Origin of the sequence: Streptomyces sp. Ru73 (assembly GCF_002920575.1) — a bacterium.
GTDB lineage: Bacteria > Actinomycetota > Actinomycetes > Streptomycetales > Streptomycetaceae > Streptomyces.
The window spans coordinates 94,990-116,106 of the sequence record NZ_PQSQ01000003.1; the positions used below are offsets into that span (position 1 = coordinate 94,990).

General features: G+C 67.2%; 20 protein-coding genes. 9 read left to right on the plus strand and 11 right to left on the minus strand.

Going from position 1 to position 21,117, the window contains the following annotated elements; translation table 11 throughout:
• Positions 1–277 precede the first annotated feature (277 nt).
• The 4 genes from C3486_RS02320 (at position 278) to C3486_RS02335 (ending at position 7,761) form a co-directional block, all read left to right on the plus strand.
• Entirely contained in the window at positions 278–1,792 is a 1,515-nt protein-coding gene (locus C3486_RS02320) for a class I SAM-dependent DNA methyltransferase (protein ID WP_219822169.1), read from the plus strand.
• Entirely contained in the window at positions 1,785–2,993 is a 1,209-nt protein-coding gene (locus C3486_RS02325; RefSeq protein ID WP_103830823.1) for a restriction endonuclease subunit S, read from the plus strand. The genes C3486_RS02320 and C3486_RS02325 overlap by 8 nt, the downstream gene beginning before the upstream one ends.
• Position 2,994: 1 nt before the next feature.
• Positions 2,995–6,069: a type I restriction endonuclease subunit R gene (locus tag C3486_RS02330; RefSeq protein WP_103830824.1), complete on the plus strand. Its 3,075-nt coding sequence runs from the start codon at positions 2,995–2,997 to the stop codon at positions 6,067–6,069.
• Between the two features lie 312 nt (positions 6,070–6,381).
• Positions 6,382–7,761 (plus strand): helix-turn-helix domain-containing protein, encoded by a 1,380-nt coding sequence (locus C3486_RS02335; RefSeq protein ID WP_103830825.1) that lies wholly within the window; start codon positions 6,382–6,384, stop codon positions 7,759–7,761.
• Between the two features lie 166 nt (positions 7,762–7,927).
• On the opposite strand, the gene C3486_RS02340 is transcribed toward C3486_RS02335, so the two are convergent.
• The 10 genes from C3486_RS02340 to C3486_RS02375 form a co-directional block, all read right to left on the minus strand.
• Positions 7,928–8,569 (minus strand): hypothetical protein, encoded by a 642-nt coding sequence (locus tag C3486_RS02340; protein WP_181138413.1) that lies wholly within the window; start codon positions 8,567–8,569, stop codon positions 7,928–7,930.
• A 240-nt stretch (positions 8,570–8,809) separates the two neighbouring features.
• The gene (locus C3486_RS02345) at positions 8,810–9,454 is read right to left on the minus strand and encodes a hypothetical protein (protein ID WP_103830826.1); all 645 of its coding nucleotides are present in this window, start codon (positions 9,452–9,454) and stop codon (positions 8,810–8,812) included.
• Between the two features lie 9 nt (positions 9,455–9,463).
• Positions 9,464–10,006, minus strand: a complete 543-nt coding sequence (locus C3486_RS02350) for a hypothetical protein (protein WP_146074939.1) — start codon at positions 10,004–10,006, stop codon at positions 9,464–9,466.
• Positions 9,964–11,913 (minus strand): hypothetical protein, encoded by a 1,950-nt coding sequence (locus tag C3486_RS02355; RefSeq protein WP_103830828.1) that lies wholly within the window; start codon positions 11,911–11,913, stop codon positions 9,964–9,966. Before C3486_RS02355 ends, C3486_RS02350 begins: the two co-directional genes overlap by 43 nt.
• Positions 11,910–12,296: a DUF6507 family protein gene (locus C3486_RS02360; RefSeq protein ID WP_219822170.1), complete on the minus strand. Its 387-nt coding sequence runs from the start codon at positions 12,294–12,296 to the stop codon at positions 11,910–11,912. Before C3486_RS02360 ends, C3486_RS02355 begins: the two co-directional genes overlap by 4 nt.
• Before the next feature lie 88 nt (positions 12,297–12,384).
• Complete coding sequence (locus C3486_RS02365) at positions 12,385–13,698, minus strand: DUF6177 family protein (RefSeq protein ID WP_258052544.1); 1,314 nt, start codon at positions 13,696–13,698, stop codon at positions 12,385–12,387.
• Positions 13,689–13,814 (minus strand): hypothetical protein, encoded by a 126-nt coding sequence (locus C3486_RS37825; RefSeq protein WP_258052545.1) that lies wholly within the window; start codon positions 13,812–13,814, stop codon positions 13,689–13,691. Before C3486_RS37825 ends, C3486_RS02365 begins: the two co-directional genes overlap by 10 nt.
• An 847-nt stretch (positions 13,815–14,661) precedes the next feature.
• On the minus strand, positions 14,662–15,270 hold the full coding sequence (locus C3486_RS36885; RefSeq protein ID WP_146074940.1) for a hypothetical protein: 609 nt from the start codon (positions 15,268–15,270) through the stop codon (positions 14,662–14,664).
• 105 nt (positions 15,271–15,375) lie between these two features.
• Positions 15,376–15,564, minus strand: a complete 189-nt coding sequence (locus tag C3486_RS02370) for a hypothetical protein (protein ID WP_103830829.1) — start codon at positions 15,562–15,564, stop codon at positions 15,376–15,378.
• Between the two features lie 179 nt (positions 15,565–15,743).
• Positions 15,744–16,064, minus strand: a complete 321-nt coding sequence (locus C3486_RS02375; RefSeq protein WP_258052551.1) for a transposase — start codon at positions 16,062–16,064, stop codon at positions 15,744–15,746.
• Positions 16,065–16,437: 373 nt separating this feature from the next.
• On the opposite strand from C3486_RS02375, the gene C3486_RS37830 reads away from it, so the two are divergent.
• Complete coding sequence (locus C3486_RS37830; RefSeq protein ID WP_258052552.1) at positions 16,438–16,812, plus strand: hypothetical protein; 375 nt, start codon at positions 16,438–16,440, stop codon at positions 16,810–16,812.
• 240 nt (positions 16,813–17,052) lie between these two features.
• Here the strand turns inward: C3486_RS37830 and C3486_RS02385 are convergent, their stop codons facing one another.
• Complete coding sequence (locus tag C3486_RS02385) at positions 17,053–17,910, minus strand: 3-hydroxybutyryl-CoA dehydrogenase (protein WP_103830831.1); 858 nt, start codon at positions 17,908–17,910, stop codon at positions 17,053–17,055.
• Between the two features lie 157 nt (positions 17,911–18,067).
• On the opposite strand from C3486_RS02385, the gene C3486_RS02390 reads away from it, so the two are divergent.
• From C3486_RS02390 to C3486_RS02405, 4 genes are all read left to right on the plus strand, one after another.
• On the plus strand, positions 18,068–19,363 hold the full coding sequence (locus C3486_RS02390) for a glycoside hydrolase family 10 protein (RefSeq protein ID WP_103830832.1): 1,296 nt from the start codon (positions 18,068–18,070) through the stop codon (positions 19,361–19,363).
• A 167-nt stretch (positions 19,364–19,530) separates the two neighbouring features.
• Positions 19,531–19,728: a DUF1918 domain-containing protein gene (locus C3486_RS02395; RefSeq protein WP_103830833.1), complete on the plus strand. Its 198-nt coding sequence runs from the start codon at positions 19,531–19,533 to the stop codon at positions 19,726–19,728.
• Positions 19,729–19,921: 193 nt separating this feature from the next.
• Positions 19,922–20,476 (plus strand): GNAT family N-acetyltransferase, encoded by a 555-nt coding sequence (locus tag C3486_RS02400; protein ID WP_103830834.1) that lies wholly within the window; start codon positions 19,922–19,924, stop codon positions 20,474–20,476.
• Positions 20,477–20,526: 50 nt separating this feature from the next.
• Positions 20,527–21,096 carry a histidine phosphatase family protein gene (locus C3486_RS02405; RefSeq protein WP_103830835.1) on the plus strand — a complete coding sequence of 190 codons (570 nt, stop codon included), beginning with the start codon at positions 20,527–20,529 and terminating at the stop codon, positions 21,094–21,096.
• Positions 21,097–21,117 lie beyond the last annotated feature (21 nt).

Here is a 21,117-nt window from a genome sequence, read left to right on the forward strand (position 1 = left end):
GCGCTGGCGGATTCTTGGACAAAAGGGAGCTAGGCCGGACGCCACGGCCCCGTCCGGGTGGTCGGTAACTATGGAGGGGAGGCCCGTCTCAAACGCTGTGACTCAGACGCGGAGGTACAGAGTTCCAGTCTCAGTGGGTCCGCGATCACGATTCCTTCGAAGCCGTGGGTGCTGGTCCTCGCCTGCAGGTCGCTGCTGCCTGCCGTACCGGATTCCCGCAATGTCAGTGCCCTCCTCCATAATCGGGGCACCGTCTTCAACGAAGGACCTCATCTCTGTGACGATCACCCAGCAAGAGCTCGAATCCCGGCTGTGGGACGCCGCGAACGCGCTCCGCGGCCCCGTCGACCCGGCTGACTTCAAGACCTACGTCTTCCCGATGCTGTTCTGGAAGTGGCTCAGCGACACCTGGGTCCACGAGCACGACGCGGCATTCGATGAGTACGGCGACGACCTCGACGACGAGATCGAGGCCGACTTCCACCGGTTCGAGCTGCCCGAGGGCACGCTGTGGAGCGAGGTCACCGAGAAGGCCACCAACCTCGGTGCGGAGATCGGGAAGACCTTCCAGCGAATCGAAAAGGCCAACCCCCGCTCGCTCGCCGGCGTCTTCGGCGACGCCTCGTGGGGCAACAAGGAGCGCATCCCGGAGTCGGCTCTGCTGGGGCTCATTCAAGCGTTCAACAAGATCAGGCTCGACCCGTCGACGGTCTCGCATGACCTGCTCGGCGCGGGCTACGAGTACTTGCTGAAGAACTTCGCCGACGAGTCGGGCAAGAAGGCTGGCGAGTTCTTCACGCCCCGTGAGGTCGTGAACCTGCTCGTCGGGATCCTTCAACCTGAGCCGGGCGAGTCCGTCTACGACCCGTCCTGCGGCTCCGGCGGGATGCTTGTCGCGACGATCAACCAGCTGCGCGAGTCCGGCAAGGACCACCGAACGCTCAGGGTGTACGGCCAGGAGATCAACCTGACGACGGCCTCGATCGCCCGAATGAACCTGTTCCTGCATGAGATCGAGGACTTCGACATCAAGCGCGGAGACACCCTCCGCGCTCCGGCGTTCAAGGCCCCCAGCGGTGCGGTCCGCCAGTTCGACGCCGTGATCGCCAACCCGCCCTTCTCCCTGACGAACTGGGGAGCGGACCGCTGGTCCTCGGATCCGCGAGCCATCTGCGGCGTGCCGCCGGCGAAGAACGGCGACTACGCCTTCGTCCAGCACATGGTCTCGTCTATGAAGCCTGGATCCGGTCGTGTCGGCGTGGTGATGCCGCACGGCGTGCTGTTCCGCGGAGGCGCGGAGGCGAAGATCCGCCGGGGCCTCATCGAGAAGGACGTTCTGGAAGCCGTCGTCGGGCTGCCGCCCAAGCTGTTTTACTCGACCGAGATCCCGGCATGCCTGTTGATCTTCCGCGACCGGAAGCCAGCTGAGCGCAAGGAGCACGTGCTCTTCATTGACGGCTCGGCGCGGTTCATCAAGGGCAAGAAGCAGAACCTGATGTCCGAGGATGACGTCAGAGCTGTCATTGAGGCGTACCAGGCAGGTAGCGACTCAGCGGGTGAGGGCGGTGCGAACGTCCGGCTGGTGCCGTTCGAGGAGATCGAGCAGAACGGCTTCGACCTGAACATCGGCCGCTACATCAAAGTCGCTGCGGAAGAGACCGCCGAGCTGGGCACCGCGCTCGTGGCGTATGCCGACGCCCGGCAGCACCGCATCGATACCGAGACTGTCATGTTCGAGCGGCTCGCAGCGGCAGGCGTCGACCTGAGCGTGTTCGGGGTGTCCAGTGAGTGAGTGGGAGCGGGTTCGGCTCGACGAGGTCATCGCGCTGGACGTCGACGCGGTCCCGATCACGGCGACGGCCTCCTACGACATCGTCGGTGTCTTGAACCGCGGTCGGGGCCTGCTGTTCCGGGAACCGATCGCTGGCGATGAGACCTCGTATAAGACGCTGAATCGCATCCGGCCGAATCAGATCGTCTACAGCCGCTTGAAGGCGTTCGAAGGAGCGATTACCGTTGCTCCGAACGATCTGGGCGAGGCCTACGCGTCGCAAGAGTTTCCCACGTTTACGTGTGGCGAGCGAATGCTTCCCGAATACTTCCGACTCCTTACGACCACAAAACGACTGTGGGAGCAACTGCAGGCGTTGTCGACCGGCATGGGCGGCAGGCGTGAACGGGTCAAGCCCGCTGACCTCTTGACGATTGAAGTCGCTCTCCCTCCCTTGTCGGAGCAGCGCCGCATCGTCGACGTCATGGCTGGGGTGGACGCGCAGATCGTCGCGCTGACAGAGGAGATTGATGCGGCGACGCGCACGTTGGGTGTACTCCGCGCAGACGTACCTGAGTCTGACGAGGTGCCTATCGCATCAGTAGTGGACGGCATCGACAGTGGTAAGAGCGTCCAGACAAAGGGCGAGGCACCGGTGCGAGGCAAGGCGCGTGTTTTGAAGTTGAGTGCCGTGCAACTCGGGCACTTCGACGCGAACGAAGCCAAGAGGCTCGATGATCCCTCGGGGTACACACAGACCCACCTTGTGAACGATGGAGACCTGCTAATCACGCGGTCGAATACACCCGAGCGGGTTGGCTACGTCGCTGTTGCATTCGACGTGCCGCCAGAAACCTACCTACCTGACCTCATCTGGCGGATCCGACCGGATGAATCACGGTGTCTCGCCACTTACCTGGCGCATGTGCTCTCGGCTGCCGAGTTCAGAGCGCGTATCGCTGCCTCGGCATCTGGCACGAGCAAGTCGATGCAGAAGATCAACAAGAAGAACTTCGGGGCTATCAAGGTCCCTGTCCCGGACACGATTACTGAGCAGGAAGCATACGTAGCAAAGTGTGACGCGATGGCTAATGCTATCCGCGTAGTCAAAGCCGAACTGTCGCACCTCCGCACCTTCCGCTCCGCCGTTTTGACATCGCTCCTGAACCAGGAAATCGAGATTCCGGAGGCGTACGACGCTCTGCTCGAGGAGGTGTCCTGACATGGGGTGGACGGAAGCGAGCACGATCCAGCGCTCTCTGCTCGAGTGGGCAGAGGAGGCTGGCTGGGAGCGTCTCCAAGGGGACGAGTTACCGCGCGATGAGCACGACGTCATCGTCGAGGACTGGGCACGCGAAGCGTTGCTCGCGCTGAACCCTGAGCTGGTCGACGACGCCGAGTCGGCGGACCTCGTTCTGCATGAGCTCAATCAGGCTGTCCTCGATGCGCACAACGGTCTCGTTGCGGCCAACGAGCGGCTGACCGTGATGCTTCGTGGCGACCACTCGTTCACGACGATCGACGGTAGGCATGTGCCTCGTCGGCTGATCGACTTCAAAGACCTCAACAACAACCGCTTCACCGTCGCTGACGAGGTCACCGTCAACGGTGCCGCCAAACCGCGCCGATTCGACGTCGTCTACTACGTCAACGGGTTCCCGCTGGTCGTTGCCGAGACCAAGACGCCTGTGAAGCATCAGGTCTCGTGGGTCAACGCCGCGAAGGACCTTCACGACGTGTACGAGGAGGAGTATCCGAACTTCTTCGCGACGAACGTCTTCAACGTCGCCACCGAGGGCCTGGAGTTCCGCATGGCCCCGATCCGTGCGATACCGGACCCCGATTCCGAGATCTGGGCCCCGTGGGGATCCACTGAGGACGACCCGAAGACCGTCACGGGCCCGGCTCGTGTCGAGCGGGCCGCGCGCTTGCTGCTGCGGCCGGAGACGATCCTGCCGATCCTCAAGGACCTGGTGATGTTCCGTCATGCTCGGGACGCTTCCGAGGTCGACATCAAGTTCTTGCCTCGTTACCCGCAGTTCGAGGCGGCTCTGGCGATCCACGCCAAGGCGCTCGCTGGCCGTCCTGGCGGACTGATCTGGCATCACCAGGGCTCGGGCAAGACCGAACTCATGGCGTTCGCCGCCGCCCGTTTGCTGCGCGATGACGCGGTGACGGGGAAGTTCGGGAGCGCGCCGACGGTCATCGTGATCGCCGACCGTAAGGATCTGGTCCGGCAGACGGCGGAGATGTTCGAGACTGCCGGCATGCCGCGGATGTCGGTTCCCCGCAACCGGCGCGAGCTGCACGCCCTGCTGCGAAGCGGTGAGCCGGGCGTGATCATCACGACGGTGCACAAGTTCGCTGAGGCCGGCCACCTGAACAACCGGTCGAACATCGTGGTCCTCGTCGACGAGGCGCACCGCTCGCAGGAGGGGAAGCTCGGCGACGCATGGCGCGCGGCGGTGCCGAACGCGAAGTTCTTCGGCGCTACGGGTACCGCGATCAAGGACAAGGACCGTTCGACGTTCAAGCTGTTCGGCGACCCTGACGACCCAGACTTTGTGATGTCGCGGTACACGCCGGAGCAATCCATCGCCGATGGGTTCACCAAGCCAGTGATCGTGGAGGGCCGGTCTGTCGGGTTCAACCTCGACAAGGAAGCCTTGGACGAGGCCTTCGACGAGCTGGCCACGGAGGAGGGCCTGGACGAGGAGGAGAAGGTCTTCTTGTCGGGGAAGGCTTCTCACATCGAGACGATCCTCTCCAACCCCGAGCGCGTGGCTGCTGTGTGTGCCGACATCGTCGACCACTTCCTCACCTATGTCGGGCCCCTGGGGCAGAAGGCTCAGGTCGTGGCCTACAACCAGCGCCTTGTGATCGCCTACACCAAGGCCATTGAGGCCGAGCTGGAGCGCCGTGCTGCAGTCATGCCGGACGGACGACTCCGTGAGGTCGGTGTGGTGATGCACGTCGCCGACAGCAAGGAGACCCCCAAAGAGTACAAGAAGTACCTGCTCACTCCGGAGCAAGAGGAGGCGCTCAAGCGCCGCTTCAAGAAGGTCGATGACCCGATGTCGTTCATCGTCGTCACCGCGAAGTGGATGACCGGCTTCAACGCGCCCATCGAGGGCGTGCTGTATCTCGACAAGCCCGCCAAGGACACGAACCTGTTCCAGACGATCACGCGGCCCAACCGTCCGTGGAAGAACCCTGTCACCGGTCAGCGCAAGGACTTCGGGCGGGTCGTCGACTACATCGGGCTCGCGAAGGCCATTGGCAAGGCAGTCGCCGGCCCGAAGGTAAAGGACGACGAAGAGGACGAGCTCAACGTCACCGACGCTTCCAAGCTGGCGGGGAAGTTCGTCGCCGACCTCACGCGTCTGCTGCATCTGTTCGACGGCATCGACACCAGTGACTCGTCGTTCGAGTCGCTCGTCGAGGCCCACGAGCGGATTCCTGAGGGCGGCGCGCAGCGCACCGAGTTCATCGAGACCTACGTCGCGCTGCAGACGGTGTGGGAGTTCCTCGACCCGCACCCGATGCTCCGGCCATTCAAGGGGCAGTACTTCTGGCTCGCGAAGGTGTACGAGTCGATTCGGCCCAAGGACGTCTCCAAGACGTTCCTCTGGGCACGTCTCGGCGCGAAGACCACCGACCTGATTCACGGTCACATGACCGATGTGGGCGTGAAGACGATGCCGTCGAAGACAGTCACGCTCGACGCTGCCGGCCTGGCGCTGGTGAAGAAGATCGCCGAGCAGCTGAAGCTCTCCGAGCAGGAGACGCCGGAGTCGAAAGCCAATGACGTGTACCAGGAGGTCCTCGACTCCATCGAGGCGCGTCTCAGGCGTCGGCTCGCCGATACCGAGAGCCCGGCGTACCGGTCGCTGGCAGAGCGGATCGAGAGACTCCGCGCCAAGGCGATCGAGAACGTCGAAGACTCGTTGGCGTTCCTCGAGGAAGCGCTGAAGATCGCTCAGGACGTGGTCGCCGCGGATCGGGCAGCGGAACAGGGCGACCAAAGTGCGCTCGACCGGCTGGCCGATCCCAAGCGCGGGGCGCTCACTCAGATCGTCGCGGAGAACACGCCGCCCGGGCTGCACAAGATTGTCCCCGACATAGTCTCGCGGATTGACTCGATCGTCGTCGAGGTCGCCTATGCCGGTTGGAGCGCGAGCGACGCGGGCGACAAACGCGTCCGTCGCGAGCTGCGTTCCGTCCTGAAGGAGTACAGCTTGCCCATCAAGGGCGAACTGTTTGATCGAACGTATGAGTACGTGCGGGAGAACTATTGAACGACGTCACGACGGCGACCAAATCGTGGATTGTTCCCCGCCCCTGTGCGTACGCTCGGTTTGCGATCAGCTCCACATCACAGCTATCGAAGTCGATCACTGTGCGTGACCTTCTTAACGCATGGCAGTGCTGGGCTTCCACGCATTCGCTACTCAATACCGGACGAGCCGTTCGCTACGGTGCATTGCGGGCACTCATCCGCCTGGCGGTCCGGCAGCGTCCGTGGGCAGAGCTAACTCGCCAGGGCGGGCGGCCAGTCAGCACTGCAAATGGGATTGCGGCAAGTAGGACCCCGGGGATAGTTCTCATACATGGTGATGCGATCACGGCGCCTGGAAGAGCTGTTCGGGGCGCGGCTGGACAACTTGAGTTACCAAGACGTCAAGGGCCTGGTGGGTAACCCCGACGCGGCCGAAGCAGAGGATCTCGACTACAAACGCGCTCACTACTCATCTGACGGCAAGGGCAAGGAGGAACTAGCCAAGGACGTCGCCGCTATGGCTAACCACCGAGGCGGGGTCCTCGTCCTCGGCATGGCGGAAGCCAAGGGCGTGCCCAGCCGGGTCTTCGATGTCGACCTCGACGACCATCATCTGCGGCGGATTCGGCAGGTGATCGCGAACAACACGGCGCCGCCTGTCCCCTACGAGCCGATCCGCGTTCCGGATCCAGATGATGAGGGGCGCGGATTCTTGCTCCTTGCTGTTCCACGCAGCCCACAGGCCCCCCATGCCGTTACAGCCACTCCGACGAAGGATTCGAAGGATGTCCTTCGCTACCCCAGGCGAGGGGGAAGCCAAACCGAGTGGCTCACGGAAACGATGGTGGCGACCGCCTATCGGGCCCGCCACACAGCCGCAGCAGCTCGTGACGAGCGAATGGCCGAAGTTGAGAGTGACATCGTCCTGTCAGTCGTGGAGCGCACTACTCCGCACCTCATCGTTGCCCTGGTCCCGGAGGTGCCAGGCGAGATGGTCATCAATGCCAGCACGTTCGAGCGATACCGGGTCGAACTCCTTGGCGCAGAGTTGTACCTCGGGCAGGGCCACCGGTTCTTCGGCTATGCCACCGTTGGGGCGCGCCGGCTGATCACGCAGGAGAGTCGAGGGGACCAGGGCGTGCGGGCGGAACTGCATCGTGACGGCAGCGCAGCTGTCGTTCTTCCGCTTTACACACACCATTCGAAGGTCCGGGGCGATGAAGTCGATCTGCAGTTCGTCGAACCGGGAGAGGTGGTCTACAGCCTGCTGTGTGCGTTGCCTTTCCTGGCCGGCCATGCCCGCGACCGGACTGCGGCCAACGGGACGGCCGTGGTCAAGGCTGTGCTGGTGAACGACATCGGCTCCCATCCCGATGCCTCCATGCAAACAGTCGCGGAGTACCGCGATCCGTTGCCCCTGACCGTTGACCGCCTGCATAGCGGCGCTGGACGACGCCTGGAAACTAGCACTCAGCCATGCGAATACGCCTACTCCGAAGCCACCGTGCTGCTCGATGACGTAGCAGACCACGACAGGGGCCTGCTCCAGGCCGCTGCCGTACTGGCTGACGAACTCCTTCACGCCTACGGCATCCCGGAGACGGGGTTGATTACCACTGACGGAGAGCTCCGCCCCTACGGCTTCACCGACCGCAACCGAGGCGCCCTCACAGCCTGGGCGAGAGAGCACAACCTCCTTGAGGGAACATGATGGTCCGTAGACGGACCTGAAGCTGCCTGCCCGACTTCAGCACCTCCAGGACCGGGTCTGTCAAAACGAACGGTGTAACTTCTGCCGGAGTCCCAGCCGAAGCGTCGCGGGCCCGGACCTGGTCGAGCACGGTGCGGAACTGGCCGCGTGATGGAACGGCCGCTGTTTACAGGCGGTCGGTGAGATCGGGGCCCCGCCCGTCGATGACATCGGGCATTTCGATGCCATGGCCATCAGCGCGTCCGAAATAGGTTGGGTCGCCCGCCGATGCCGTCCTCCCGAGGAGCGTTTCGAGTTCTGCAAGAGCCGATGCGAGCCTGGGTGCGTTGCGCTTGTAGATTTCCGGGTGCGGGGTACCTCGGAAGTTGAAGTAGCCCCAGATGTCATGGAAGACCGCAACGTCGGCCGAGAGATGGTATTCATCGGGGTCGACGCTGAGCACGACAAGATCCTGCTCGCGCCGCTCCTCGCCCTCTGCGTCGAGCCACGTTCCCCGTCCGGACACGGTGAGGTTTCCGACCTGGGCATCGGGGTGCCCCGATGGTCGACTTCGCTCGATTCGCCGGGTGAGGTCGGCGGGGTCGAGCCGCCCCCTCACCGGGAGCGTCGTCTTGATGCCGATGCCGCCGATGCCGTAGACGAACCAGAACCACTCCACCTGGTTCGGCTCCAGGAGGCCGTGGTCCCGCAGTAGTGACGACATGCGCGCTGCTGTGCTCAGCGCGGACGCCAGGCCGGGAGGCGTGACGTTGTTCAATTCCCATTCCCACGAGGCGCATTCCTCGGGGGCGCGCATCAAGCAGGACATGCGGATTCCTTACGGGTGGACTCGGGCGCCGGTCGAATAGTGACGCAGCCGTCCTCGATGCGGAGCAGGAAAGTCCCTCCGAGCCTCGGAGTTTGTCGCAGTGAGTGCAGGTCGGCCGTGATGCCTCAAGGAGGCGATGCCTGGGCTCGGAGGGAACTGCGCTGGCCGACAGTGGTAGGCCGAGCCCGGATGACTGTCCGGCTTTGTCCGAGCTCGGCCTGGTCGTCGCAGGGCTTGGTGTCAGAGCTTGTCTGTCAGGTCAGGCCCCGTGCCGTCGTCGTGCGGATCCGGCGCAGCGATGCCGAACTCGGTAGCACTGCCGAAATATGTGGGTTCGCCCAATTCTGGCGTCACGCCAAGTGTGGAGTTGAGTTCTCGGAGTGCGGCCGCGAGCCGGGGGGCGTTGTGGTCGTGCACTTCGGGGTGCGGGCGGCCGGAGAAGTCGAACTGGTTCCAGATGTCGTGATGGACGGCAAGCGTGGCCGTCGGCCCCAGGGGGTCGGGGGACACGGCGAGCTCGACCAACCGCGGTTCCCTGTGGGCCTTCCCCTCCGCGTCCAGCCATGTCCCCGAGCCCACGACATGGAGATCGTCGACTTCCGCGTCGGGGAAGGCACTGGGGCGGCTGCCGAGGACCTTGCCGGGTAGACCCGGGTCGTCCAACGGCGTGAAGACGAACAGCGTGCTCATGACTCCGGTGGCACCCGAGTCGAGCACATACCAGCCGTACTCGAGCTTCACAGGGCTGAGCAGGTCGAACTTCTGGAGGGCAGCTGTCATTTTTGCCGCTACGGCCAATGCCGATTCCAGCCCGGGGGGCGCGACGTCCTCAAGGTCCCAGAACCAGGAACCGCATTGTTTCGGCGCACGCTTGAGTTGAGACACAGTTGTTCCTTACGGGAAGATCGAGCCGTTGGGCGGAATGGTGATGGCTCCGTCCTCGAAGCGCAGCAGGAAAGTTGCGCCAGACTTCCTGGCCTCACGCTCGGCCACCGCGAAGACCTTGGAGGTGAGGCGAGAAATCGGCTGATGCACATCCAGGATGGCCACGCCGTGACGCATCGGCTCGTACTGCAACTGTTTCGCCGCCGAGGACGCGCGGTCTTTTATCTTATTGATCGAGTTGACGTCCTTGAGCTGATAACCGTAGTCGATGTCTCCGCTAGCATCCCGTGTGTACACATCGAGGTCCCAGGGGTCGGTCTCCTTCCCGAACTCAAACCCCAGGTGCGTGATACCTCGGCTCTGCAGCTCGGTGGCATGGGTCAGTGCCATATAGGCAGCCGGCACCATGCTGCCATGCGGATCGCTCCGGGACGGCCCCTTCTTACACGAGCTCAGGATCCCGTCGTAGTTCTCCGCCCCGCGCAGATGCCCTCGGTTGATGAGATCGGCTACACCTGCTCCATAGGGATCCTTGCGCAGGGCACGGAGCACAAGCTCCTGATCCTGACGAGGCATTTCTGCGCGGTCGAGTTCGGCGAGCAGCGGGGCTTCCTGCTCCGCTTTAAGGGGACCGGTCTTCGCCTGTGAGAACTCATCAGCAACCCTGCTGTACCTGGAGGAATCGATGTCCGCCAGGCCCCCCACTGGAGCAACATGCCCCGTCCCGCCGGTTCCGCCGCCATGTGGAGCTTCCGCATCAGGGCCGCCGTGGTCACCACCGCCTGCCCCGTCGTGTGCAGGCGCGTCAGGGCCGCCGTGATGGTTGCCGGCCGGCAGACCGCCGTGCCCGCCCGCGTGCCCGTCACTGTGGCCGCTGGAGGGGGAATCGCCATGTCCGCCGGTCGAGGGACCGTGGTGCCCGCCCGCACCCGGACTGCCGCCGTGATTGCCGGAGGGACTGTCGCCGTGCCCTCCGGCTGAGGGGCTGCTGTGCCCGCCCATGTCGTGACTGCCGCTGTGTCCGCCGGTGGGAGGCTCGTGGCGGGCGGAGATGCCCCCGTGCCGGCGTGCGCGTGTGGTGGTTCGTGGTCCGCGCCGACCGTGACCTTCTCGCGCTCGGGTGCCCTTTCGTGGGCGGGGTGGTCCTCGGGCAGGGACTGCTGAGGGTGTTCGCCTTCCCTTCTGACCTGGTCGATGCTCTGGAGCGGCTCGCCGGTTTCCGCGTGGCGGAGGCTGCCGTCCTCCTCGAACTTCATCGGCGGGCGTCCGGCCTGGTCGGGCAGGCGTACGCCTCCGCCCGTGTGTGGCGTGTGGGCCAGGTCGTCGGCGGCGTGGAGGGTGTGGTCCAGGTGGGGCGTCTCGCCCCAGTGGGGGAGGCGTTTGACGGCCTTGAGCACGTCGGAGGCTTTGGGCAGGGCGGCGCGGGCGGCCTTGGTGCCGTCGATGAGGGAGTCGGCGGCTTTGGCGACGCCGGTGACCTCTGCCAGGCGGGTGCCTTTGGCAGCCTTGCCGAGTTTGCCGGCCAGGCCGAAGGGGGTGATGTTGTACAGGACCTGGCCGCCGGCGCGGACCGGGTCCTTGTCCCACTCATCCCACGCCACGAAGCCCTTCATGGCGTCGCGGAAGGCCTTCTTCTGTGCGTTGTCGCCGTTGCCGCCGCCGAGGATTTTGGACATCGCCCAGTCATACGGCCAGGCCGTGTACTGGCCCAGGCCGCTGAGGGTGTCACCCAGCTGTCCCCAGGCCTGGGAGGCCTTGTCGCCGCCGTGCTTGCCGAAGAGGGTGAGGATGCCGTCGACGTCGCCGCCGAAGCCGTCGACGGCGAAGCCCTTGACCGCCTTCGCGCCCCAGTAATCCAGCTCCCAGGCGCGGTGGGTTTCCTCCTCCGGGCTGCCCCAGGGCAGCTTCTTGGCCTTGTCCAGGTCGCCGGCCCGGTAGCCGTACATGCCCTTCTTGCCCGAGCCGTCCTCGGCCCGGTAGTGGGTGGAGCCGGCAAAGAGGTCGCCGATGGTGTTGGCCGCGCGGCGTTCGGCTGCCTGGAACGCCGCGACCGCCGTGTTCACCTGGTGCAGCAGGTCGGCGTGCTCGGCGATCTTCTTCTCGTCGTCCTTCCAGTGCTCATCACCCTTGACCTTCTCCACGAAGGCCGCCGCCTGGTGCTTGAGCCGCCGCAGCTTGTCCCTGATGGGGCGGACTTCGCCGGCGTAGTCCGACAGCGCGGTGGCGATCTTCTCCAGGTCATCGGCGAAGTCGTCGGACATGTCCCGGACCGGGATGGTGGTATCGAAGAGCTGCTGGGCCTCGGGGGCGTGGTAGACCCCCGACAGGCTCTGGAACTTGGAGTGCACATCCGCGCCGGTGGTGCGGAACTTCCCCGCCTGCTTCCGCAGCGCGGTGGCGTCCTTCTCCAACTGCTCCAGATCCCCCTTGAACTGGGGGATGGCATGGGGGTCGATCATTTGGCGCCCTTCTTCCCCGGGCCACCCAGATCGATGGAGGGCGCCCGCAGCGCCTTGTCCTGGGCGTTGGCCGCCATGTCCAGATCCCCCTTGTTGTATTCCTCGGTGGCATCCACCGCGCCCTGCAGCGACCTCTCCGCGCGGGCCACGATGAAGGCGATGTCGTTCTGCCGGGTCGCGGTGTACTGCCCGAGGGTTATGCCCACCAGGCCGACCTCAGGCGTCTCGCTCCCGCCCCCGAAGTCCAGCGTCCCGGCCGCCTTCATCGCACTCTCCAGATGCGAACCGAGGGATTTGAGCTCGCCCTGGAAATGCCCGGCGATGCGCCCGGCCTCCCCGACGATGCGGCCCACGCCCGCCGGGTCGATGTTCCATTTCGTCATGATCCCCCGATTTCCAGCCGGAGCACGCCGGGTCCATACGCGCTCCGCCTTCCGCCACTGATCTCTCTGCGGTGAGAAGTCCTCTACGTCATGTGTTCTGGCTGCGCAGATGCGCCATCAGGGCACGCAGCGTTGCCCAGTTGGTGGGGGAGTCGGCCTCCCCCAGGGAGAAGTACCGGCCTGGCCGGCGCCGCGCCCCGATGGCCCGCGGCGGCTCGGGCAGCGGCACCGCATCGCCGCGGGCGCCGGCCGTCCGCCCGTATTCCTCTTCCTCCGCGCCGAGCGCCAGGGCGAGCGGGATGGGCGGCGGCTCGAAACTCGCGGGCGCGTTCACATCCCGCCGCCCGGTGCGCACCTGGAACAGGGCCGAGCGCAGATGGTGGCGCGAGGCCAGCTCATCGGCGAGGCCGGCCAGCGCGTCCAAGGGTGGGGGCTCGTCCTTGCCGTAGCCGATGCCGAGGTGGATGTCCTCCTCCACCCCGTCCGCGGTGCGCAGCACGTGCACGGTGGCGATGGCCGGGTGCTCGGGCGCGCCGACCACCACCAGTCGGGTCGGGCGGGGTGCGCGTTCGCGGGCGAAGGCGGTGAGGTTGCGCCGGGACCAGGGCAGGCCAGCCGGCTCGGCCGTGCCCCAGGCGGCCGGGGCGGACCCGGTCAGGTGCTGCCAGGCGGCCTCCAGCGCGCCGCCGAGCACCAGCTGCTCATCGGCCCGGTGGCAGGTACGCAGGGACAGCAGCAGCTGACGCTCGTCCGGATTGGGCACCGGGGCGAAGCCCGCCGCCGTACCGGCACCACCGCTCTCACCGGAGCCCTCGGGAGCGGGGGCGAAGCGGTCGCCCTGCCAGCCCAGCACCGCTCCGGTCAGACCGTCGAAGTACCCCCTGGCCTCCTCCCGCACCACCCAGCGCCCCCGGGCCTCCGCCAGAGCGAGGCGAGCGGGGAGCGTCAGCAGCGTCTGCGGCGGGGTGACGACCTGTACCTCACGCCCCTCCGCCGCAGCAGAGAGCAGCGCATTGCCGAGCCAGGAGGACAGCGCGAGCACCGGACGGTCCTGAAAGAGCACGGCCGCCGCGTCGGTCAGGACATCCACCGCCGGCTGCCCAGGATGCGGCGGGGGAGGAGCTGCCACGTCGCGGGTGTCGACGACACCGATGCCCCCGTCTGCGGCCTCCGACGGCCACAGCACGCCACCCAGAACGGCGACCAGGCGCCCGGCCGCGACCCCGGCAAGGCGCTGGGCCTGCTCCGTGGCGACCGTCGCCCGGACCTCGGTCCACCACACCGACTCGCCCAACTGATCCGCCTGCACACCGAGAAGACGCTGCGCCTCGTGCGGCACGGCAAGCAGCATCGGGGTCTCGATGGAGACCAGAGGATGTCCCTCGTCATCGGTCAGCTGCACCACCGCCCCCTGCCCAGGGTCTGCAACCGCAGGTCAGGTCCGCCTGACAGCAGGGCGGCCGCGAGGGTCCGCGCGTCCGGCAGCTGGTTGGTGAGAGCGATGACGTCCTTGGTCATGAGGCGGCCCCGTGACTTGCAATCGGTGCGGGCCAGGAGGCGCGGCGGCCGACGACGCTGCGCTGCTCGCGTGCAGTCCGCTGAGTCAGGCGACTGTGACCGGCGGTCGGCTCACTGCCATCTGTTCGGGCTGTTCCCAGTGGTGTGGTCGAGCCGATACCGCTCGCGTCGAACCTCATGCGCCCGCCCCTCGCGTTACGACACTGCACCGCATCCACTGAATGTCCCTCCGGAGCGGCGCTTCCCCCGGAGCCCCACCTCCACCATAGAACACGGGACGTCAAGAAGAGGAACGCTGTAGGCGTATATGCAGGTGAGACCAGGGACGGAGGCTAGGCATCGCCGAATGCGGGCCTGGCGGCCGGGCGGCGAGCCAGCAGTGGGCCGGTCGCGGCTGCACAACGGCCCGCGCGGACCTGCCCCCGCCCTGCCGTGAAGCGCTTGCGATTTAGGCTTCCTTCTCCCGGGGCTTCTACGGGCCGTCGGCTGCACGGTCGCCGAGTCGGCACCGGCCGCGCACGTCACTCTCTCTGCCTGCAGCGCGTCCCATGCTGGGTCATCGCTGAGAGACAGCATCGCCCCTGACGCGAGGAAGTGCCTCAGAGAGTTGAACGAGCATATGAACGGTGTGGGTATCGTCTGAGAAGTAGACGTTTGTAAGGCTGGCGTTGCGTACCTTGTTGTCAGCAGGGCAAACAAAAAAGCTCGCAACAGTATCGAGCGCAGTGGCCCTGCTCCGCATGACGAAGTTGGCCAGGGGAGGGAGGCGGGGCATCTCTGGAGAGGACCGTTCTCGCCAGCGGCGACTTGGCGGTTGGCAAGAGTTATTGAGACGCTTTTACGGTCATCACCACTCAGGTGGTGTCTCGTCTCTGGCGACTGGACGACATTCGCCTTGAGTTAATGGACAAGCCTGCGGGCACCTGCTGCGGTATGAGGCCATGCGGGCGGCATGCTCTGTACGGATCAGCTCTTCCGCTTCTGCGGGGGTGGCGACCCCAAGGTCCTCGCCCCACGCCATTCGAGCAACCTCGCGGATCGTCATGAACGCCAGTTCAGGTAGCGGCTCATCGACTGGATCAACTTTTTTCCGAGGCCCCCTGTTCGGCACGGACCGAGCTCTACGAGAAGGAACAGCGGAGCGCGATGCGTTATCTTGCGCCCGCTCACGAATGATCTGCTCGGAAGCCCGATCGATCCCGTTGGCGACAGAGGTACGTACCGGGTCGGCATCGAAGAACCCGTGGTCGCCACGCGCCATGCACATTCGAGCGGCGATGGAGACCTCACGGCGCTCCACGATCAGAGCTTCCAGTTCCTCAACAGTATGCCCGCCAGAGACGTGGGCGCGCTGAGCAGCAATACGAGCCGGGAGAAAGTCGCGAACGACCAACGCGCGCAGCAGTACCTCAGCCGCGTTGCGTACCGCGACCGCGTAGGGGATGACATCACTCACCAGGCCAGGATGCACCCACCGCTATGGATCCCTCCTCGGAACATCGAAGTTACCGCGCGTAGCAAGCGCGTAAGTCTGACCCGAAAACAACGAGAAGCCCAATGGCTACCACTGTGATGCGTCCCGGGTCACGCCGGCGTCGGCGGGGGGTGAGGGCGACTTGGAAGCCGAGTTGATGGAGCCGGCGTGCCGCCTGGCGGGCGGCGCGGGCGGGGCGAACTGGAGGAAGCGCGCGCCGCCGAGGTCGTGGTAGTCCATGTCGTGGCTGAGCATGTGCCGGACCGACACGAGCATGGAGTGCTCGACGGCGACCAGGGCCCGCTTCTTGCCGCGCCGTCCGGCCAGGCGGCGGTAGAGACTCCAAGGTAAGTGGCGTCCTTGGCGCGGGCGGTGGTCATGGTCGCCGTGCCCAGCGCGGCCCCGAGCCATTTGTTGCCGTGCCGGGTTTTGCCGGACTTGCGCCGTCCGCCGGACTAGTTGTTGTCCGGACAGACTCCCGCCCAGGAGGTGAGGTGGCCGACCGAGAGGAAGCGGCTCATGTCCCCACCGGTCTCGGCAACGATCGCCTCGGCGACCCGGCGACTGACCCCGGGGATGGCCTCCAGCCAGGTCAGCTGCGGCAGAAAGGGCTCGGTGGCCTCCTCGATGCGGGTGGTGACCTGCGCGTTCTGCGCGGTGAGGTGGTCGTAGAGGTCTAGGTGCATCCGCCAGACGAAGGCGTGGTGCTCGCTGAACCGGCCGGTCAGCGCCTCGATGAGGTCCCGGATTCGAGGGCGCATCCGGGCCTTGGCCATCACGGCCAGCACCTCGGAGTTGCGTCCCCTTCGATCAGGGCCCCCAGCATCGCCCGGCCCGAGACGCCCATGATGTCGGTAGCCACGCGGGACAGCTTGATGCTCGCGTCCTCCAGAGCTTCTCCAGCCGCTGGACGGTCCGGGGCCGCTCCATCGACAGCAGAGTCCGCAGCCGGGTGAGTTCGTGCAGGTGGCGGATCGGCTCCGGCGGCACGAATGAGGTCCGCAGGAGCCCGCACTCGGCCAGCTGGCACCAGCCACGCGGCGTCGGTGAAATCCGTCTTGCGGCCGGCCACCGCCTTCGCGTGCCGGGCGTTGACCAGGATCACGTTTAGGTAGTCCTCAGCAGATAGAACGCCCCGCGTCAGGCAAGCTGCGCGACGGGCGCAAGCGCCACGTGCTCACCGACAGCCTGGGCCTGCTGCTGGAAGTGAGCGTCACCCCGACCGACGTGCACGACTCCAAGGCCGCCCCGGACCTGATGGGGAAGTCCTGCGAAGACTTGGTCGTCTTGAAAGATCAGCCGGTGGCCGTTCGTCTTTGCGGGCGCACCCAATGTCGGAGCAACCCCCGGATCGGGTCGAACCCGTACACGACTTCCCAGGATGCAACCGGTTCAGCTCCCGCTCGCCCGCACTGCCGATGGGGCCCCACGACTCTGGTCGGGTCGCTCCGAACCGGTGCTCACCAGGGATTTTTCAGGGACTTTCAGCTCTGTCCCAGGGACTTTCCAGGGATTTTCCGCTGAGTAAGCGGGAAAGGCCCTGACAGCTCCGAAAGACGCAAAGCCCCAGGTCAAGGCCGGTTTTCTGTCGGGCGGTGACGCTCACCGGGGCATGTCCCGGTGCGGATTGAGTTGGCCGGTCGCGGCTGCATGGATGAGGACCCGGTGGAGGACAGTGAGAACCACCCAGGTCAGCGCCACTGTCGGTACTGACCTGGGTGAAGTGGCCCCTGAACGGCGCCACTTGGTGGCGCCGCCGCATCCCTAGTACGGGTAGAAGCCGGAGCCGGTCTTGCGGCCCAGCCGGCCCGCGTCGACCATCCGCTGCAGCAGCGGGGGAGCGGCGTACAGCGGCTCCTTGAACTCCTCGTACATCGAGTCGGCGACCGAGGCGACGGTGTCCAGGCCGATCAGGTCCGACAGCTTCAGCGGGCCCATCGGGTGGGCGCAGCCGAGCTCCATGCCGTTGTCGATGTCCTCGCGGCTGGCGATGCCCGACTCGAACATCCGGATGGCGGACAGCAGGTACGGGATCAGCAGCGCGTTCACCACGAAGCCGGACCGGTCCTGGGCGCGGATGGCGTGCTTGCCGAGGTGGTTCTCGACGAGCGCCTCGGCGCGCTTGATGGTGTCCTCGCCGGTGGTCAGCGCCGGGATGATCTCGACGAGCTTCTGCACCGGGGCCGGGTTGAAGAAGTGGATGCCGAGGACCCGCTCGGGGCGGGAGGTGGCGACGGCCAGCTTCACCAGCGGGATCGAGGAGGTGTTCGAGGCGAGGATCGCGTCAGGCCGGGTCACGACCTGGTCGAGAACCTGGAAGATCTCCGTCTTGACCTGCTCGTTCTCCACGACCGCCTCGATGACCAGATCGCGGTCGGCGAACTCGCCCAGGTCGGTCGTGAAGCTCAGGCGGTCGAGTGTCGCGTCGCGCTCGGCGGGGGTGAGCTTGCCGCGTTCGGCGGCCTTGTCGAGCGAGTTGATGAGGCGGGTGCGGCCGATCTCCAGGGCCTCGCCGGTGGTCTCGGCGACCTTGACCTCCAGGCCGGACCGGGCACATACCTCCGCGATACCAGCGCCCATTTGGCCGCAGCCGACCACTCCGACGCGTTCGATGTCGGTCACATCGTGCCTTTCGCTGATCTTCGGGACCGGCGGGGCCGTAAGGGTCCGACGCCCGCCTCGGCCCCGACGTTACTCCGCGCGCTGGTGCGCAGGGGCGGGCGGGGCGGGCATTCTGAGCGTGGAGAGCCGGACGTACCGGACGGATTGGGGTGATGGCATGCGACGAATAGGAAGAATCACCCGAAGAGGCTTCGCCGTGACCGCGCTGGGGCTGGCGTCCTCGGCGCTGTGGACACCGGGGGCGGCGGCGAGCACCCCGGGCGGGTCCGGCGAGGCCGTCGGGACCGCGGGACGCGGGCGGGGGCCGGGGGACGCGAACGGGCGCCGGCCGGAGTTCCGGGGGATGTGGCTGGCGACCGTGGCCAACCGCGACTGGCCGTCGAAGCCGGGCCTGACCGCGGCGCAGCAGCAGGCCGAGCTGACCGCCTACCTCGACAAGGCCGCTGCCGCCCGGCTGAACGCGGTGCTCTTCCAGGTCCGCCCCACGGCCGACGCGCTCTGGCCCTCGCCCTACGAACCGTGGTCGCAGTACCTCACCGGCGTCCAGGGCCGCGACCCCGGCTGGGACCCGCTGGACTTCGCCATCAGGGAGGCGCACGCGCGCGGCCTGGAGCTGCACGCCTGGTTCAACCCGTACCGCATCGCCAACCACGCCGACCCGGGCAAGCTCGTCCCCACCCACCCGGCCCGGCTGCACCCCGACTGGGTCCTGGCCTACGGCGGCAAGCTCTACTACAACCCCGGCCTGCCCGAGGTCCGCGCCTTCGTCCTCGACGCGATCATGGACGCGGTGCGCCGCTACCCCGTGGACGGCGTCCACTTCGACGACTACTTCTACCCCTATCCGGTGGCGGGCCGGACGCTGGACGACGACGCCGCCTACGCGCGGTACGGCGGCGCCTTCCCGGACCGGGCGAGCTGGCGGCGGGACAACGTCGACCAGCTGGTGCGCGAGCTGGGGGAGCGGGTCCGGGCGACCCGGCGCACCGCCCGCTTCGGCGTCAGCCCGTTCGCCGTCTGGCGCAACAAGGCCACCGACCCGGCCGGCTCCGACACCCGGGCGGGCGTACAGACCTACGACGATCTGTACGCCGACACCCGCAAGTGGGTCCGCGAGGGCTGGCTCGACTACATCCTTCCGCAGGTGTACTGGAACATCGGCTTCGCGGCCGCCGACTACGCCAAGCTCGTGCCGTGGTGGGCCAGGACCGTGGACGGCACCCGGGTGCACCTGTACATCGGCGAGGCGCTCTACAAGGCCGGCGACCCGGCCCAGCCGGCCGCCTGGCAGGACCCGGCGGAGCTCTCCCGCCACCTGACCTTCGACCAGCGCTACAAGCAGGTGCGCGGCAACGTCTACTTCTCGGCGAAGGAGGTGGCCACGGACCGGACCGGGGCGATGGCCCGGGTGGTGGCCGACCACTACCGGTCGCGGGTGCGGCCGCCGCGCTGAGGACGCCGGGGCCGCCCGTTGGCCGGTCACGAACGGCGCCCGGAGCGGCCACCGGGCCTAGACTGGCCGTACGGGCGCGGTTCCCGGCGGCACCGGCACCGTGCCCACGACGACTGCGGCCGGCACGTCCGGGCGCACCCCGACCATCCGGATGGAGGTCACCTCTGATGGAGGCCAAGGAAGGCGACCGTTTGCTGATGCACGGCAGGATCGTCGGGCAGCACGACCGGGTCGCCGAGGTCGTCGAAGTGCTCGGGGAGAGCGGGACCCCGCCGTACCGCGTCCGCTTCGAGGACGGCCACGAATCGATCATGTCGCCCGGACCCGACTGCGAGGTACGCCACCGGGACCTGGCGGCCGACTGACCGCGACCGCGACCGCTACCGAGGGGCCCGGCGGCACACCCGCCGGGCCCCGCCGCGTGCCCGGCCCGTGCGCGGTCCGCGGGGCCCGCGCGGGCGGTCCGTGCGCGCGGCGCCCCGCGTGCCGCGAGCGGTGCCCAGGCGGGCGGGCGGGAAACCGTTCGACGCCGTCGGGGCCGTCTGCCAGGCTCCCGGCATGATCCGCACACCCGCCCGGGAACTGCCGGCGCCCGACGGCTACACCATCTCCACCGACCCCGCCCGCCTGGACCGCGACCTGGTCCACCACTGGCTGGCCACCGACACGTACTGGGCGGCGGGCAGGCCCAGGGAGCGCCAGGACCGGGCGATGGACGGCTCGCTGAACTTCGGGGTCTACGAGACGGCGTCCGGCCGCCAGGTCGGGTACGCCAGGGTGGTCACCGACCACACCACCTTCGCCTGGCTCTGCGACGTCTACATCGACCGCGCCGCGCGCGGCAGGGGACTGGGCGGCGCGCTGGCCCGCGCCGTCCGCGACCACCTCGCGCCCTGCGGGCTGCGCCGGATCATGCTCGCCACGGCCGACGCGCACGGCGTGTACGAACGCGCCGGGTTCCGTCGGGTCACCGACACCGGCACGTGGATGACGTACGGCACCGAGGACCGCACCGCGCCCGCCGCACCCGAGACCGGCGCGGCCCCTGCCGCCGGCCCGGCCCCCGGGGCGGAAGGTCACGCTCCGGGCGTAGATTCCGAACATGCCCCGTAAATATGTGAGTTGAGGGTTCACGGCGGCGCCGGCGCTCTTACCATCACCGAATGACTGTTCGCCTCACGCTGGTCGCTGCCGGGCGGAGCTCCTCGTTGCTCGAAGCCCGCTTCGACGACGACCGGCCGCTCGACGCGCCGGGGTGGCACGAGGTCGAGCGGGTCGCCCCGGCCCTCAGCCCGCTGGCCGCCGCCGAGCTGCGCTACTGCTCGCCCTCGGCCCGCAGCCGCGAGACCGGTGAACTGCTCGGCTTCACCCCACTGGTCCAGCCCGCGCTGCGCGACTGCGACATGGGCCGGTGGCGCGGGCGCACGCTGCGCGAGGTGGCGGCCGCCGAGCCGCAGGCCGTCGACGCCTGGCTCGCCGACCCCCGCGCGGCCCCGCACGGCGGCGAGTCCCTGCTGGCCTTCATCTCCCGCGTCGGCGGCTGGCTGGACACCCGCCCGGTCGGCGACGACGGCACCGCCCTCGCCGTTGCCGAGCCCGGCGTCATCCGCGCGGCCGTCATCTACGCCCTCCGCGTCCCGCCCCACGCCTACTGGCACCTGGACGTCCTCCCCCTCTCCGTCACCACCCTCCACGGCCACCCCCACTCCTGGACCCTGGTCCTCTCCTCCTGAGCCCCCGCGACCCGCATGTCC